Genomic DNA, 15,759 nt, shown 5'->3' with positions numbered 1-15,759 from the left:
TATTAGTCTTGTGTTGCTTGATTATCAGCATTTTCCTTAACGGCATTATTATCAGTAGTTAGTTCAACGTTCTTCTTTGGGGTTTCTTCTTTACCTATTATTTTTACAGCACTATCAATTTTCAAACCTTGCTGACCGACAATCACTACCGGTTCAAGGGCATTTAGTGGCGTTAATATTTCAACAAAACCATCTTGTTCAAAACCGGTAACCACTGTAACTTTCTTAGCTTTATTATCTTGAATAACGAATAAGCTGGTTTCAGTGTCGGTAACCAGCAAGGCTTTTTGTGGCACAATTTGCGCATTATCATGAACATCAAGGGTCAGTGACACTTTAGCAAACATCCCGGGGTTTAAGACATGGTTATCATTATTAACTTTTAAGGTCACTTTAAAAGTCCCCGACTCGGTATCAATGATTGGTGAGATTAAGTCAACCGTTGCAGGAAGTTCTTTTGCGTTTGCCGGAAAGTTTAAATACGCTTGTTGACCAACATGAACATTATTCATTTCAGATTCGGGCAAATAAACAACCCCTTGTAAAGTATCGAGGGCAACAATGGTAAACATTTCACCACCAACATTAGCGGTCATATTGCCTTCTTTCACCATTCTTGAAGCAATAACACCTGATATTGGCGCTCTTACTTTTGAATCACGTACTTGTATCGCCGCCACTTTTTGTTGGTTTTTTCTTGTTTTCACTAAAAACTCAAGCTTTTCTAAATCTTTAACCGATATCAGTTGTTCACCATCTATTGGTCTACTGCGGTTAAATTCTGCAACCGCAGAGTCGACATCTATGGTGGTACGTTCAAGTTCTAATAAATAATTTTCAGAATCAATTTCAGCTAAGGTTTGTCCTTTGGTAACCGACATCCCTTCTTCAACTAATATCGTGTTAATCATGCCTGTGACTTTATTGGTGACTTTGCTTTCAGCTTTTGCCTCAAGCACAGCGGTTGTTCGATAAGTGTTAGTGATCGTTCTATTGTCAACGAGAGTTGTTTCTACGGGCACCTGGTAAACTTTCTTTTCTTTGTCTGCTACTTTTTCTTCATTACAAGCGCTTAACACTGTGACTAAGAATAGTGATAATAATAATGAAGTTGCTAGTGAATTGAGGTGCATAACGGTCCGTTGTTTTATAATTATAATTATGGTTATTTTATCCGGTTCGGCAAGTAAGATACAAATAGCTTTTGACGGTTATTAAACATTCAATTGTAACGAGTTATGATTACTAGCAAGTATAAGAATTTTACCTATAAAAAATATTTTGAATTATTTATGAAGTCGTCACTAAAACGTTATCTATCAAACGCACATTTATTTTTCAGTCTCGACATTAGGCACCTATCATTAAAATGAATAAAAGAGTTTTAATCACCGCGCACTATGGTTTACGATTAATATATAAAAATTTTTTTTCTAACAAGGTTGTTGAATGTATTGCATAAAACTGTATTTTTTAGCTATTTTCACTACTGCTCTCTTCGTATCGCCTGTTATAGCTAACGACAAAGACGAATCCCCTGTTCGCGGGCTAACTGGCTTTGAAAACATCGACAAAAGTCAGCCTTTATGGGAATTTGGACTTGGTGGTGGCGCTATAGAAGTCGCTAATTACCCGGCATCAGGCGAGCGAAATTTTATTGCTTTAGCCGCGCCCTATGTCGTTTATCGGGGCGATGTGTTTCGGGTTGGTGGTGGTGATGGCATGCGTGCAGTTGTGGTTGAAACAAGTGATTTTGAATTAGACCTTTCCTTTGGCGGTGCATTCTCTGCCGACAGTGATGACAATACATCTCGGGCTGGTATGCCTGAATTAGACTTCTTATTTGAAATAGGGCCACAATTAATTTATCGCGTTAAAGACTACAAATTTTCACAAGGTGGAGATGCAAGACTCAAAGCTCGCTTGCAAGCAAGAGCGGTATTTTCTACTGATTTTGATCGCATCGACGATCGTGGTTTTGTTATAGAGCCAACCATTTCATACCAACAGCGTGGTGCAATTGTTAAAGAAGTAGGCTTAAATATCGCCTTTAGCTTAGCTTTTGCGACTGAAAAATTACAAGATTACTTTTATCAGGTTGATCGCAAATTCGCCAATAGCAATCGCCAACAATATAATGCCAAAGGAGGCTATTTGGGTGCAGAGCTTTCTATGGGTCTGTCATTACCCATACGAAAAAATATCCGCGCATTTATCACTGGCTCAGCACAATTTCATCAAGGTGCAGCCAACCAAGATAGCCCTCTTTATGAAAAAGACATTACTTACAGCCTCGGTATTGGCTTTGTTTGGCGCTTATACGAAAGTGATAAAAAAGCAAGTTGGTAACAATCCTTCTAATGACACTAAAACAAATAGCTACTATTGATTAAATTGACTTATAAAAAGGCTAACACTGCTCTAAACTGTAGATAATTAATTATAAAAGGAAAAAAACGATGTTCTCAATTAAAAAATTGTTATCTTTAGTGCTTAGCTTAACCTTGGTTGCTTGTGCTTCAATGGGAGATGGTAGTAAAGCAGAACAACAACAAGAAATTCTCACCATGAAAGATACGGTGCTTAACCAACTTTTTGCTAATAAACCAGATACCCGTAGCCAAATTAATTCAGCGGCTGGTTATGCTGTCTTTTCGAATGCTAATATCAATTTAATATTTATGGCAGCTGGCACAGGCTATGGTGTGGTTAAAAGTAATAATTCAGCTAAATATACTTATATGAATATGGCTGAAGGTGGTATAGGCCTTGGTCTTGGTGTTAAAGATTACCGTATTGTTATGGTATTTCATACGGCACAAGCAATGAATGATTTTGTTAATCAAGGTTGGAGCTTTGGTGGTAATGTTGATGCCGCAGCAAAAGCGGGTAATAAAGGCGGTTCAGTTGAAGGAGAAATGTATTACGGTGATGTAACTGTCTACACTTTTACTGAAAGTGGCTTAGCCCTGCAGGCAACAATAAAAGGCACTAAGTTTTGGCAGGACAGTAAGCTTAATTAACAGCCCAACTCAGTAGTCATTATCCTTAGTTAAATCTGTTATTGCTGTAAAGCGCACAATATATAAATACCCCCTGTGCGCTTTAAGGGAAAAATTGTGTACTTTAAGGGAAAAATTAACTTCGGCTGATTAACACCTCAAAGCGTAAAACATATAAATAACCCCTGTGCGCTTTAAGGGAAAAATTAACTTTGGCTGATTAACACCTTAAGCTTCTCCTTGTAACATTACAGTATTCGCTTTACGGGTATAACTTTCAATCTTATGGAAATTCAAATACCGCTAAGTATCAGGCGTTAGCATCTTATGCTAATAGGAATAATTTATTGATCTTTTTGCTTCAATATAGGCGATTATCGAGATATAAAAAATTAGACCTTTCTACTAGTATCATAAAATTTACGGGATTATTTCTTACTATTATCCTCTGACACCCTACCTACATAACCTTTACGACTAAAACCTATATTAGTTATCACTGCGATGAATAGTACTTATTTAATCAAATGATTCGTAGTAGCTCAAAAATCAGGTAAACTATAAGCAAAATTTTTCCTTGCTAATGATGATAATGTTATTAGCCCATTAGAACTAGAGAGAGTTTTAAATGAGTCTATATTTAGAGTACATTAAAGAAATTGAAAATCGTAAGAATGAGCTAAGATTAGCTCCTCTACCCATTGATTCTGCTGATCTATTATCAGAAATCATTGCTCAAATTAAAGATTCTGCAAATGAGCATCGCGAAGATTCACTTAACTTTTTCATTTATAACACTTTACCAGGCACAACCAGTGCTGCAGGTGTAAAAGCTGAATTTTTAAAAGAAATTATTCTAGCTCAGTCAGTCGTCGCAGAAATTACCCCTACATTTGCTTTTGAATTGTTATCTCATATGAAAGGTGGCCCTTCAATTGAGGTACTTCTTGATTTAGCATTATCTGATGACGCAGCAGTAGCAAAACCAGCGGCAGAAGTTTTAAAAACTCAAGTATTTTTATATGACGCTGATACAGTACGTCTTGAAGCTGCATTTAAAGCAGGCAACGCACTGGCGAAAGATATTTTAGAAAGCTACGCCCAAGCTGAATTCTTCACTAAGTTACCTGAAGTTGAAGCAAAAGTTGAAGTAGTCACTTATATTGCCGGAGAAGGTGATATCTCAACTGATTTATTATCTCCAGGTCATCAAGCACATTCACGTGCTGACCGTGAATTACATGGCCAATGCATGGGCACTCCAGAAGCTCAAGCAGAAATTAAAGCATTACAAGTTAAGTACCCTAACGCGAAAGTCATGCTTATCGCTGAAAAAGGCACTATGGGTGTTGGTTCATCTCGTATGTCGGGTGTTAACAACGTTGCACTATTGGCAGGTAAACAAGCAAGTCCATACGTACCCTTTATTAACATTGCACCTATAGTTGCGGGTACTAATGGTATTTCTCCAATATTCTTAACAACCGTTGATGTAACTGGCGGCATTGGTCTTGACCTTAAAAACTGGGTTAAGAAAGTCGATGCAAGTGGCAAAGCAGTTGTTGATGCAAATGGTGATGCAGTTTTAGAGGAAGCTTATTCTGTAGCGACTGGTACCGTATTAACTATCGATACTAAAGCGAAGAAATTGTACAACGGTGACAAAGAGCTTGCGGATATATCTTCAGCCTTCACACCACAGAAAGTAGAATTCATGAAAGCAGGTGGTTCTTACGCGGTAACATTTGGTAAGAAATTACAAACGTTCGCTGCTAAAACACTTGGTGTAGCAACACCACCTGTATATGCCACTTCAAAAGAAATTTCTCATGAAGGTCAAGGTTTAACCGCCGTTGAAAAAATCTTTAATAACAACGCAGTTGGTGTAACATCGAACACACCATTACATGCAGGCTCAGATGTTCGCGTTAAAGTTAACATTGTTGGCTCTCAAGACACAACAGGTCCTATGACATGTCAAGAGCTTGAAGCGATGGCAGCATCTACTATTTCTCCACTAGTAGACGGTGCATACCAATCAGGTTGTCATACAGCGTCAGTTTGGGATAGCAAAGCTAAAGCTAACATTCCTAAATTAATGGCATTCATGAACAAGTTCGGTCTTATTACTGCACGTGACCCGAAAGGCGTTTACCATGCAATGACTGATGTTATTCATAAAGTATTAAATGATATTACCGTAGACGATCGCGCAATCATCATTGGTGGTGACTCACATACTCGTATGTCTAAAGGTGTAGCCTTTGGTGCTGACTCGGGTACAGTAGCAATCGCGCTTGCCACAGGTGAATCGGCTATGCCAATCCCTGAGTCTGTAAAAGTTACTTTTAAAGGCAAGATGCAAGGCCACATGGATTTCCGTGATGTAGTTCATTCTACTCAAGCGCAAATGCTTAAGCAATTTGATGGCGAGAATGTCTTCCAAGGTCGTATCATTGAAGTGCATATCGGTACATTATTAGCTGACCAAGCATTTACCTTTACTGATTGGTCTGCAGAAATGAAGGCAAAAGCCTCAATCTGTATTTCTGAAGATGAAACATTAATTCAATCACTTGAGCTTGCTAAGAGCCGTATCCAGATAATGATCAACAAGGGTATGGAAAACGAAGCGAAAACACTTAACGGTTTAATCGCCTTAGCTGACCAACGTATCGAAGGTATAAAATCAGGCACTACGCCAGCATTAGCACCAGATGAAAATGCTAAATACTACGCGGAAGTGGTAATTGATTTAGATATTATCGACCAGCCAATGATTGCGGATCCAGATGTAAACAACGACGATGCTTCTAAACGTTACACCCATGATGTTATTCGCCCTGTTTCATACTACGCTGATAAATCAGTTGACCTAGGCTTTGTTGGTTCTTGTATGGTTCACAAAGGTGATATGCAAATTATCGCTCAAATGTTCCGTAATATGGAAGCACAAGGTAACAAGATAGAATTTAAAGCTCCATTAGTTGTTGCACCACCAACTTACAATATTGTTGATGAGCTTAAAGCTGAAGGCGATTGGGATATTTTACAAAAATATTCAGGCTTCGAATTTGACGATGCTGTACCTAAAAATGCTGCACGTACTAAGTACGAAAACATCATGTACCTTGAACGCCCAGGCTGTAACTTATGCATGGGTAACCAAGAAAAAGCTGAACCTGGTGACACGGTTATTGCAACATCAACACGTTTATTCCAAGGTCGTGTTGTAGCAGATACTGCTGAGAAAAAAGGCGAATCGTTACTTGGCTCTACACCGTTAGTTGTACTTTCAACGATGCTTGGTCGTTTCCCAACAATCGAAGAGTATAAGTCAGCAGTAGAAGGTATCGATTTAACACGATTCGCTCCTCCTACACATGAGATGACGACTAAGTACACTGCACCAGCAGTACCGATTAAAGTAATGTAATTAGCTATATAGAGTCCTTAATGGGGACTCTATTTTAAGTGATACATTAAAATAGACTTAGAAATATAAGGGTTATTTATTTTGGTTGAGTGAGGTAAAACTTACTATCAACTAAAATAAGTAATCCTTTTTTATTTTAGTTGATAGTTATTAAAAATGGCACAGCGATGCAAGGACTATACTCACTTAACTGGGTCTGTAATTAAGTGAGCACGTGAGAGAAGTTTACCTTGAACAGAAATGCCTCTACTGACTAGCGCATTCAATATTAGCGGATAATGAAGGCATAATTAAATTTGGAAACGATTTTCTGTCGTCAAACTTTTCAATACCTTTTAACACTTCAATGGTAAAACCATAAGTGCCACAAATCTCGTAAGACTGCCTCATCATAAAAGTAGCCAGTTTATCAAAGTGGGTGTCCGACTTGGGGTTCACCTCTAAGTGATATTTATTTCCAGCCATGTTTGTTTGTTTAAACTGAATATTGTGATCGAAATCCCATTGTGAAGCTCCGTTTTCAGAAACAATGTTGGTACAAGCAGATAGAGCAAAACAAGTAATAGCTAAAGTAAATAAACGCATCATAAGTCCTTTTCAAATAATAATTTATAGTATAAAGCAGCGGTACTCTACCATCGACAACCAAGAATGCACTAATGCTGAGACAACATAGCTGCCAAGGCATGGCAATGGTGCTGAGACAGGTTACTGTTCCTAAACATAAAAACCAGCAAAGATGCTGGTTTTTATATGAAGTTAGTCAAGCACTTACAAGTGCTTGTCTAAGAATTCACCCACCACCTTAAATGCTTCTATGCGATTTTCATTTTCATCGAGGTAATGTGTACCATTGGCAAACTCAACAAAATCGATATCTAAATCAGCGTCTTTAGCCGCATCATAAAAATCGTCAGATTGGCTAAATCTTACCTGAGTATCATGTTTACCATGAATTAATAATATCGGTGCTTTGATCTGCTTAAGATAGTTAATTGCAGAAGTCGCTTTAAGACTGGCAATAGTTTTATCGTCCGTTGGGTTACCAATAGTTTTATCAATAAAAGGTCGTTTAGATTCGTATCTGTATTTATCTTTTGCTAACTCAAGTAAGTCACCAATCCCAGCGATACTGGCAATACATTTAAATTGCTTGGGCCTTTGAAATGCCGCCGTTAATGCCACATAACCACCGTAGCTAGCGCCAACGATACAGCTATTATTAGTATCAACCAGTTCCGTCTCAGCTAACCAGTCTATCGCTTCATAAATATCATCTTGCATACGTTTACCCCACTGTTGGTAACCAGCGGTTTGATAAGCGTTACTAAAGCCGGTAGAGCCACGAAAGTTAACTTGTAGTACGGCATAACCTTTACTGGCAAAGTATTGCACAAACGGACTAAAGTATTGGTAATCTCTTGATTGTGGACCGCCATGAGGATGAATAATCAAGGGGGGTTTTTTATTATTACTCATTGGCGTTGTTGGCAACGTTAAATACCCGTGCAATGACATGCCATCAGATGCTTCAAATTGAAACGGTTGAACACTAGCCAGCGGCTTGCCTTCTAAATAGGGGTATTGACTGATCCAAAAACCACCCGATTTATTAGCCAAATCTAACCAAAAAAACTTAGGGGGTGAATTATCTCGCTGAGCAGCCACTAAAATTTTCTTTTTATCTTTGCTCATACTATAAATACTGGCTTGGTATTGCTTGAAACTATTTTTTACAATGTTATAGATTTCAGTGTCAGCATCAGTAAAAAAATGATTCTTACGGTAGTGCTCAAAATAAATAGCACCAATAACTTCATTTCTATCCGCATTAAAAATAGCACCTTCTACATCATAGTTATCATTAGCATATAATAGCTTATCGTAGGCTCCCGACTTAATATCATATTGCCAAAGTGCGTCTCTGTGTATCTTGTGATCAGAGATAACAATCGCCTTATCATCACTAACCAAAATAGGAGAAAAAGTTTCACCTTCGAACGCTTTTTTAGAGTGTAATAACTTCCACTCATCATTATTGTCTTTTCTGTACCATATATTCGTAATCGTACTGTCATAATCGTCAGAGCCTACACCCAAGACGACATCACCCGCTTTATTGGCAACCCAACTATAAACGTCATATTTATTAACGAATAACTTTTCAAACTTATTTTCATAAATATTAACTTTATAGACAGATTGACCTTTATCTTTAGGAGAGTACATCTGCAATAATACAAATTCTTTTTCTGCTTTTAATAACGAAACAACTTGTTGAGAGCTGTTTAAATCATACATAGCGATTTCTGCACCCGTTAAACTGCGAAGGTTTGCTGCACGATTTAATTCAATCAAGTTACTGCCGTCAATGTTAACCGAAAATAATCGATTAACTCGAAATCTATCACCCCATTGCTTTTTAGAGTAACTCGATGATACCAACAAACGTTCATTATTTGCCCACATAACCGAGTCTATTCTGTCTTTAGACTTTTTAAGGCTAACAAGTTTTATAATGCTATTTGAGCCAAAGTCACTCATCACAACCGACGGACCATCTTCACTGTTAAATATTCCAGCAATATGTTTACCATCTGGTGATACGGTAGGTTCTTGAATTATAGGTAAGTGACCAAACTCCTTGTAGGTTAACGTTTGCTTTTCGGCATGACTTAAGAAGGTCACGCTGAGCAATAGAATAGTGATTATTATTTTTTTCATTATTGCATCCTAGCGACTTGTTGATTAACGGTAGTTGTCATTATCGATGATACGATAAAAATCATTTACCTATATCTTTACAAATTATTTACAAAATTGCCAGTAAACTTGCCATATTTATAATAAAGTCAGACCAAACTAATAACGACGTTGGTTATTGAAAAATAGATGACTGATAATAATGATCAAAAAACGAAGGTAAAAAGGTATATCGCTGACTCTCACTAAATAGCTTTGGTGAGTTGTGGCTTAGGTACTTAGTTCAGTAAAGATTAAGCGCTAACTAAAACAATAGCCCATAAAAAATGCCATTCACTATCAATAGTGAATGGCATTTCAGCATAAATGCAAGTTTATCGTTTATTTAAAAACAATGATTATTTCTTTTTCTTTACCGCTTTTGCATTAGGTAAATCAGTAATTGAACCTTCAAAAATTTCAGCCGCTAAGCCAATAGATTCATTTAATGTTGGATGAGCATGAATGGTTAAGCCGATGTCTTCTGCATCAGCACCCATTTCAACGGCTAAACAAATTTCGCCCAACATTTCGCCCGCGTTGATACCAACAATGGCACCACCAAGAATACGGCCCGTTTCTTTTTCAAAGATTAACTTAGTTTTACCTTCGGTACGGCCAGAAGCGATAGCACGACCAGAAGCCGCCCAAGGGAAGTTAGCTACTTCAATGTTTAAACCTTGCTCTTTAGCTTCAGTCTCTGTTACGCCAGTCCAAGCCATTTCAGGATCAGTGTAAGCAACAGAAGGGATACAACGTGGTTCAAAGGTATGTTTCTTACCTGAGATAACTTCTGCTGCACAATGCGCTTCATGAACCGCTTTATGTGCCAGCATAGGTTGACCAACAACATCACCAATAGCAAAAATATGTGGAACGTTAGTACGTAGTTCATTCGTTACATTGATAAAACCACGTTCATCAACGTTAACACCTGCTTTGTCAGCAGCAACTAAATGACCATTTGGCTTACGGCCAACAGCCACTAAAATTTTGTCGTAACGTACAGGTTCTGCTGGTGCTTTTTTACCTTCAAAAGTCACATACAAACCGTCAACTTTAGCTTCAACGGCAACCACTTTAGTAGATAACATTATGTTGAAGTTTTTCTTGTTGAAATTAGTATAAATTTTAACAATGTCTTTATCTGCAGCTGGTACTAATTGATCAGCAAATTCAACCACTGAAACATTAGCGCCTAAAGCTCTGTATACCGTACCCATTTCTAGACCGATAATACCACCACCCAATACTAACATTTCATCAGGAATGTCATGAAGTTCTAGAGCGCCGGTTGAATCTATAACGCGTGGGTCATCATTTGGAATAAAAGGTAAGTCGATAACAGAAGAACCTGCGGCGATAATAGCATTATCAAAAGTAACCGTCGTTTTCTCGCCGTCATTGCCTTCAACTTCAATGGTTTTATCTGAAGTGAACTTGCCGTAACCGTAAACTGTAGTCACTTTACGCGCTTTAGACATTCCACCTAAGCCGCCAGTAAGTTGGGAAACTACGCTATCTTTCCAGTCACGAATTTTATCTAAATTAATTTCTGGCTTACCAAATGTAACTCCGTGAGAAGCCATCGCAGCTGCATCATCAATAACTTTAGCAACATGAAGTAATGCTTTTGATGGGATACAACCCACATTTAAACAAACGCCACCTAATGTTTTTCGGCTTTCAATTAAGACTACATCTAAACCTAAATCTGCAGCACGGAATGCCGCTGAATAACCACCAGGGCCTGAACCTAATACTACTACTTGAGTTTTAATTTCGTTACTCATGTTTACCTCAATTAACTTGTTGTTTTGTCATTTATCGCTTCGCCAATATGGAAAGCCACAAATATAATATTATTTATACTTTACTGGGCGGAATTTTACTTAAACTCCTACCAAAGTACCATCTTTAATCGCGCCTTCTTTGACCAAAGTAGTAAAAAGTGAGAAGCATTTCTGCCTACTCACTTTTATCTTAGCGTCAAAGACTCTATCAATTATAAGATCAATTGACGAATATCAGACATTACACTGGCTAAGTGTACCGTAAAGCGCGCGGCTAAGGCACCGTCAATAACACGATGGTCGTACGACATTGATAATGGCAACATAAGTTTAGGCTCAAAATCCTTACCATTCCACTTAGGTTTTATTTCTGATTTTGAAACACCTAAAATTGCCACTTCTGGAGCATTAACAATCGGCGTGAATGCTGTACCACCAATACCACCAAGGCTAGAAATAGTAAAACATCCACCTTGCATATCGGTCGCTTTCAATTTGCCATCTCGTGCTTTCATGCTAATTTCTAGAAGTTCACGAGAGAGTTGATGAATACCTTTTTGGTCGACATCACGAACTACCGGAACGACTAAACCATTAGGCGTATCAACAGCAACACCAATGTGAATGTATTTCTTGAGAATTAAGCTTTCTCCGTCTTCACTCAAACTTGAGTTAAACGCAGGGAATTCACGTAAAGCATCAGCAACCGCTTTTAAAATAAAGACTAATGGTGTGATCTTAAAGCCTAGCTTTTTCTTTTCACAAATAACATTTTGTTCTTTACGAAACGCTTCAACATTAGTGATATCAGCTTCATCAAATTGAGTAACATGTGGAATAGTTACCCAATTACGATGAAGAAATGGACCTGATATTTTTTGAATACGCGTAAGTGCTTTCGTTTCAATTTCGCCAAATTTCGAGAAATCGATAGCCTTAGCACTGACGACCTGTAAGCCACCCTCACCCGCAGCAACAGAGCTACCCGCGTTAGCTTTAGGTCGAGACAGTTCGTATTTCACGTAAGACTGTACGTCTTCTTTTAAAATACGACTTTTTCTGCCCGTTCCTTTAACTAAGGTTAAATCAACACCATATTCACGTGCAATACGGCGAATCGATGGCGAAGTATAGATACTACCCGATGAAGCCACTGTGCCCGCTTGTGGATGATGCGGAACAGGAGCAGCCTTTTGTGGTGCGGGTTTAGCTTTTGGTGCTTCAGCAACTTCTTCAGCAACAGGAGCAGGAGCAGCGACTTCAACTGGTGAGCCACTTGATGTTTCAAGCTTAATAACAATAGCGCCCTGCTTTACTTTGCCACCAACGCTAACCAATACTTCTTTAACGGTACCCGCATGTGACGAAGGCACATCCATCGTCGCTTTATCTGTTTCTAAGGTGATTAAACCATCTTCAACTTCAATAACATCACCAACACTCACTAAAACGTCGATAATTTCAACTTCGCCGTCTTCACCAATATCAGGCACGGCAATATCAATAATTTCACTTTCTGCTGATACCGCCGCCTTAGCAGGTGCAGGAGTTGACTCAACTTCTGCAACCGTTTCTTCTACAGCTTCTGCTGGCGCTTCGTCTGTAGTTTCCTCTGTAGCTTCAGCCGTTTCGGGTGCTGCTTGCGATGATGTCATTTCAGCAATCACATCACCTTCTTTAATCTTATCGCCGACACTGACCAATAATGCCGATAACTTTCCAGCAAATGGTGCAGGGATGTCCATTGATGCTTTATCAGTTTCAACGGTAACAATTCCTTCGTCTGCTTCGATTGAATCACCAACAGCAAAACAAATTTCAATAATTTCTACTTCGTCGCCACCAACATCAGGGACTAGAATTTTTTGACTATCTGACATATTAAATCTCCTAGTCTGCTTATGCGTAAAGTGGGTTAAGTTTTTCAGTGTCAATATCAAAGCGTTTAATCGCTTCAGTAACTACTGAACGCTCAACATCACCACGGTTAGCTAACTCAAATAACGCCGCAACAACAATATAAGCAGCATTCACTTCAAAGTGAGTACGTAAATTAGCGCGACTGTCACTGCGACCAAAACCATCGGTACCTAAACAGCGGTATTCGGTGTCTATGTAGGCACGCACTTGCTCTGAATAGTTTTTAATATAATCAGTTGCTGCAATTGCAGGACCATTTTCTTTGGTAATAACGTTAGAAATGTACGCTTGTTTTTGCTTACTTTCTGGGTGAAGCATATTCCAGCGTGCAACATCTTGACCGTCACGGGCTAATTCATTGAATGAAGTTACTGAGTAAACATCACTTGAAATACCGTAATCAGCACTTAAAATTTGTGCCGCTTCACGTACCTTTTCCAAGATAGTGCCTGAGCCCATCAACTGCACGTTAACTTTTGGTTTTTTCGAAGCTTTCTTCGCTGCTACCGTTTCAAGCTTGTAAATACCTTTAATTATTTGCTCTTCAACATTTTTATTTTCAGGCATCGCCGGATGTTTATAGTTTTCGTTCATCAAGGTTAAGTAAAAGAAAATATTTTCATTTTCTTCATACATGCGACGTAAACCTTCACGCACAATAACCGATATTTCATAACCATAGGTAGGATCGTACGTCACACAATTAGGGATCAAACCTGCTTGCACATGTGAGTGACCATCTTGATGTTGTAAACCTTCACCATTCAAGGTTGTTCGACCGGCAGTAGCGCCTAGTAAAAAGCCTTTTGCTTGGCTATCACCCGCTGCCCAAGCTAAGTCACCAACACGTTGGAAACCAAACATAGAGTAGTAGATGTAAAATGGGATTGTTGTCGCATTACAAGTAGAGTAAGACGTACCCGCTGCAACCCAAGACGCCATAGCACCTAATTCATTAATACCTTCTTGTAAAACCTGACCTTTTTTATCTTCACGATAATAAGCAACTTGGTCAGCATCTTGAGGAATGTATTTTTGCCCTTCGTTTGCGTAAATACCCACTTGGCGGAATAAACCTTCCATACCAAAAGTACGCGCTTCATCAGGGATAATAGGCACGATACGCTTGCCTATTTTTTTATCTTTTAATAGTGCATTCAATACACGAACAAAGGTCATTGTTGAAGAAACTTCACGATCACCAGAGCCTTTCAATATTGCGTCAAAGACTTTAAGAGATGGGATTTCTAACGTTTCATCTGCTTGTACACGACGAGCCGGTAAAGAACCCCCTAACGCTTCACGACGCGCTTTCATGTACTTGAACTCTTCGCTGTCTTCAGGGAATCGATAGAAAGGCAAATCAGCAATTTCATCATCATTGATCGGCATATTGAAACGATCACGGTAAAGCTTAATAGACTCAACATCCATTTTCTTCACGTTATGAGCAACATTCAATGCTTCGCCTGAGGCACCTAAACCAAAACCTTTTACTGTTTTTGCTAGAATGACAGTTGGACGACCTTTAGTTTCTATCGCTTTTTTATAAGCGGCGTAAACTTTAACCGGATCATGGCCACCACGATTCAAACGATAAATATCTTCATCAGACATATTGGCAACCAATGCCGCTGTCTCAGGGTATTTATTGAAAAAGTTCTCACGGGTATATTTACCACCCTTGGCTTTACAGTTTTGGTATTCACCGTCAACCGTTTCTTCCATAAGTTGTAAAAGTTTACCTGAAGTGTCACGGGCAATAAGGGCATCCCAGTAAGAACCCCAAATAACTTTAACGACTTCCCAGCCAGCGCCACGGAAAGTACCTTCAAGCTCTTGAATAATTTTGCCATTACCACGAACAGGGCCATCTAAACGCTGTAAGTTACAGTTAATAACAAATGTTAAGTTATCTAAACCTTCACGCGAAGCTAAACCAATAGCACCTAATGATTCTGGCTCATCAGTCTCGCCATCACCTAAATAACAGTAAACGCGTTGTGCTGAACAATCTTTGATACCACGATCGGTTAAATATTTAAGGAAACGCGCAGTATAAATGGCTTGTAATGGACCTAGTCCCATAGAAACCGTTGGGAACTGCCAGAAATCTTTCATCAAATGAGGGTGAGGATAAGAAGATAACCCTTTACCATCACATTCTTGACGAAAGTTATCCATTTGAGATTCAGTTAAACGACCTTCCATAAAGGCACGCGCATAAATACCTGGAGAGATATGTCCTTGCGCGAAAATAAAGTCACCACCGTCTTTGTCAGAAGCCGCTCTAAAGAAGTGATTAAAACCGACATCGTATAACATCGCAGAAGAAGCAAAACTGCCAATATGTCCACCTAAGTCTAAATCTTTTTTCGACGCACGAAGTACCAGAACTAAAGCGTTCCAACGGATAGCTGCACGAATGCGCGCTTCAATCGTTTGATCACCTGGCATATTAGGCTCTTGCCCAGGAGGTATGGTATTTACATAAGCTGTTTTTGCTTCAAAAGGTAAATGTGTGCCACTGCGACGAGCGCGGTCAATAAGTTTTTCTAAAATGAAATGTGCACGATCTGGACCTTCATTTTCCAGAATAGAATCCATAGATTCCAACCACTCTTGGGTTTCCAATGAATCTAAATCAATTTTTGGGAGCTCAGACATAATTACTTAGTTTCCAATAGTTAGTAAGTATATATAGTCATCATTACTCTATATGCAGGTTTATTGCGTTTCAAAACTAGCACTACGGCGTTACTCATTGTTGCAATAGCAAACCATTGCTGCAAACAAATGCCTTGTATCTATAATTTTGCACTCACACTAAACGTCAACATCTTAAATGATGATAGCTATAAGTTAA

Annotated in this window: 9 protein-coding genes; 3 read left to right on the top strand and 6 right to left on the bottom strand. The window is 38.8% G+C overall.

The window, feature by feature from the left end; all coding sequences use genetic code 11:
- Positions 1 to 2 precede the first annotated feature (2 nt).
- Positions 3 to 1,133, bottom strand: a complete 1,131-nt coding sequence (locus tag A3Q34_RS13415; protein ID WP_070375811.1) for an efflux RND transporter periplasmic adaptor subunit — start codon at positions 1,131 to 1,133, stop codon at positions 3 to 5.
- 316 nt (positions 1,134 to 1,449) lie between these two features.
- On the opposite strand from A3Q34_RS13415, the gene A3Q34_RS13410 reads away from it, so the two are divergent.
- The 3 genes from A3Q34_RS13410 (at position 1,450) to A3Q34_RS13400 (ending at position 6,438) form a co-directional block, all read left to right on the top strand.
- Entirely contained in the window at positions 1,450 to 2,349 is a 900-nt protein-coding gene (locus A3Q34_RS13410; RefSeq protein ID WP_083278018.1) for a MipA/OmpV family protein, read from the top strand.
- Between the two features lie 110 nt (positions 2,350 to 2,459).
- Positions 2,460 to 3,023: a YSC84-related protein gene (locus tag A3Q34_RS13405; protein ID WP_070375810.1), complete on the top strand. Its 564-nt coding sequence runs from the start codon at positions 2,460 to 2,462 to the stop codon at positions 3,021 to 3,023.
- 607 nt (positions 3,024 to 3,630) lie between these two features.
- Positions 3,631 to 6,438 carry a bifunctional aconitate hydratase 2/2-methylisocitrate dehydratase gene (locus tag A3Q34_RS13400; RefSeq protein WP_083278017.1) on the top strand — a complete coding sequence of 936 codons (2,808 nt, stop codon included), beginning with the start codon at positions 3,631 to 3,633 and terminating at the stop codon, positions 6,436 to 6,438.
- A 246-nt stretch (positions 6,439 to 6,684) separates the two neighbouring features.
- Here A3Q34_RS13400 and A3Q34_RS13395 read toward each other — a convergent pair whose 3' ends face one another.
- From A3Q34_RS13395 to aceE, 5 genes are all read right to left on the bottom strand, one after another.
- Entirely contained in the window at positions 6,685 to 7,023 is a 339-nt protein-coding gene (locus A3Q34_RS13395; RefSeq protein ID WP_083278016.1) for a hypothetical protein, read from the bottom strand.
- Positions 7,024 to 7,209: 186 nt separating this feature from the next.
- Positions 7,210 to 9,162 (bottom strand): alpha/beta hydrolase family protein, encoded by a 1,953-nt coding sequence (locus A3Q34_RS13390; RefSeq protein WP_070375808.1) that lies wholly within the window; start codon positions 9,160 to 9,162, stop codon positions 7,210 to 7,212.
- A 377-nt stretch (positions 9,163 to 9,539) separates the two neighbouring features.
- Positions 9,540 to 10,973, bottom strand: a complete 1,434-nt coding sequence (lpdA, locus tag A3Q34_RS13385; protein ID WP_070375807.1) for a dihydrolipoyl dehydrogenase — start codon at positions 10,971 to 10,973, stop codon at positions 9,540 to 9,542.
- A gap of 212 nt (positions 10,974 to 11,185) precedes the next feature.
- Positions 11,186 to 12,853, bottom strand: coding sequence for a dihydrolipoyllysine-residue acetyltransferase (aceF, locus tag A3Q34_RS13380; protein WP_070375806.1), 1,668 nt, complete (start codon positions 12,851 to 12,853; stop codon positions 11,186 to 11,188).
- Between the two features lie 19 nt (positions 12,854 to 12,872).
- Complete coding sequence (gene aceE / locus A3Q34_RS13375; protein ID WP_070375805.1) at positions 12,873 to 15,560, bottom strand: pyruvate dehydrogenase (acetyl-transferring), homodimeric type; 2,688 nt, start codon at positions 15,558 to 15,560, stop codon at positions 12,873 to 12,875.
- Positions 15,561 to 15,759: the final 199 nt, after the last annotated feature.

The organism is Colwellia sp. PAMC 20917 (assembly GCF_001767295.1).
Taxonomy (GTDB): domain Bacteria; phylum Pseudomonadota; class Gammaproteobacteria; order Enterobacterales; family Alteromonadaceae; genus Colwellia_A.
This window is presented reverse-complemented; position numbering and strand designations above follow the sequence as displayed.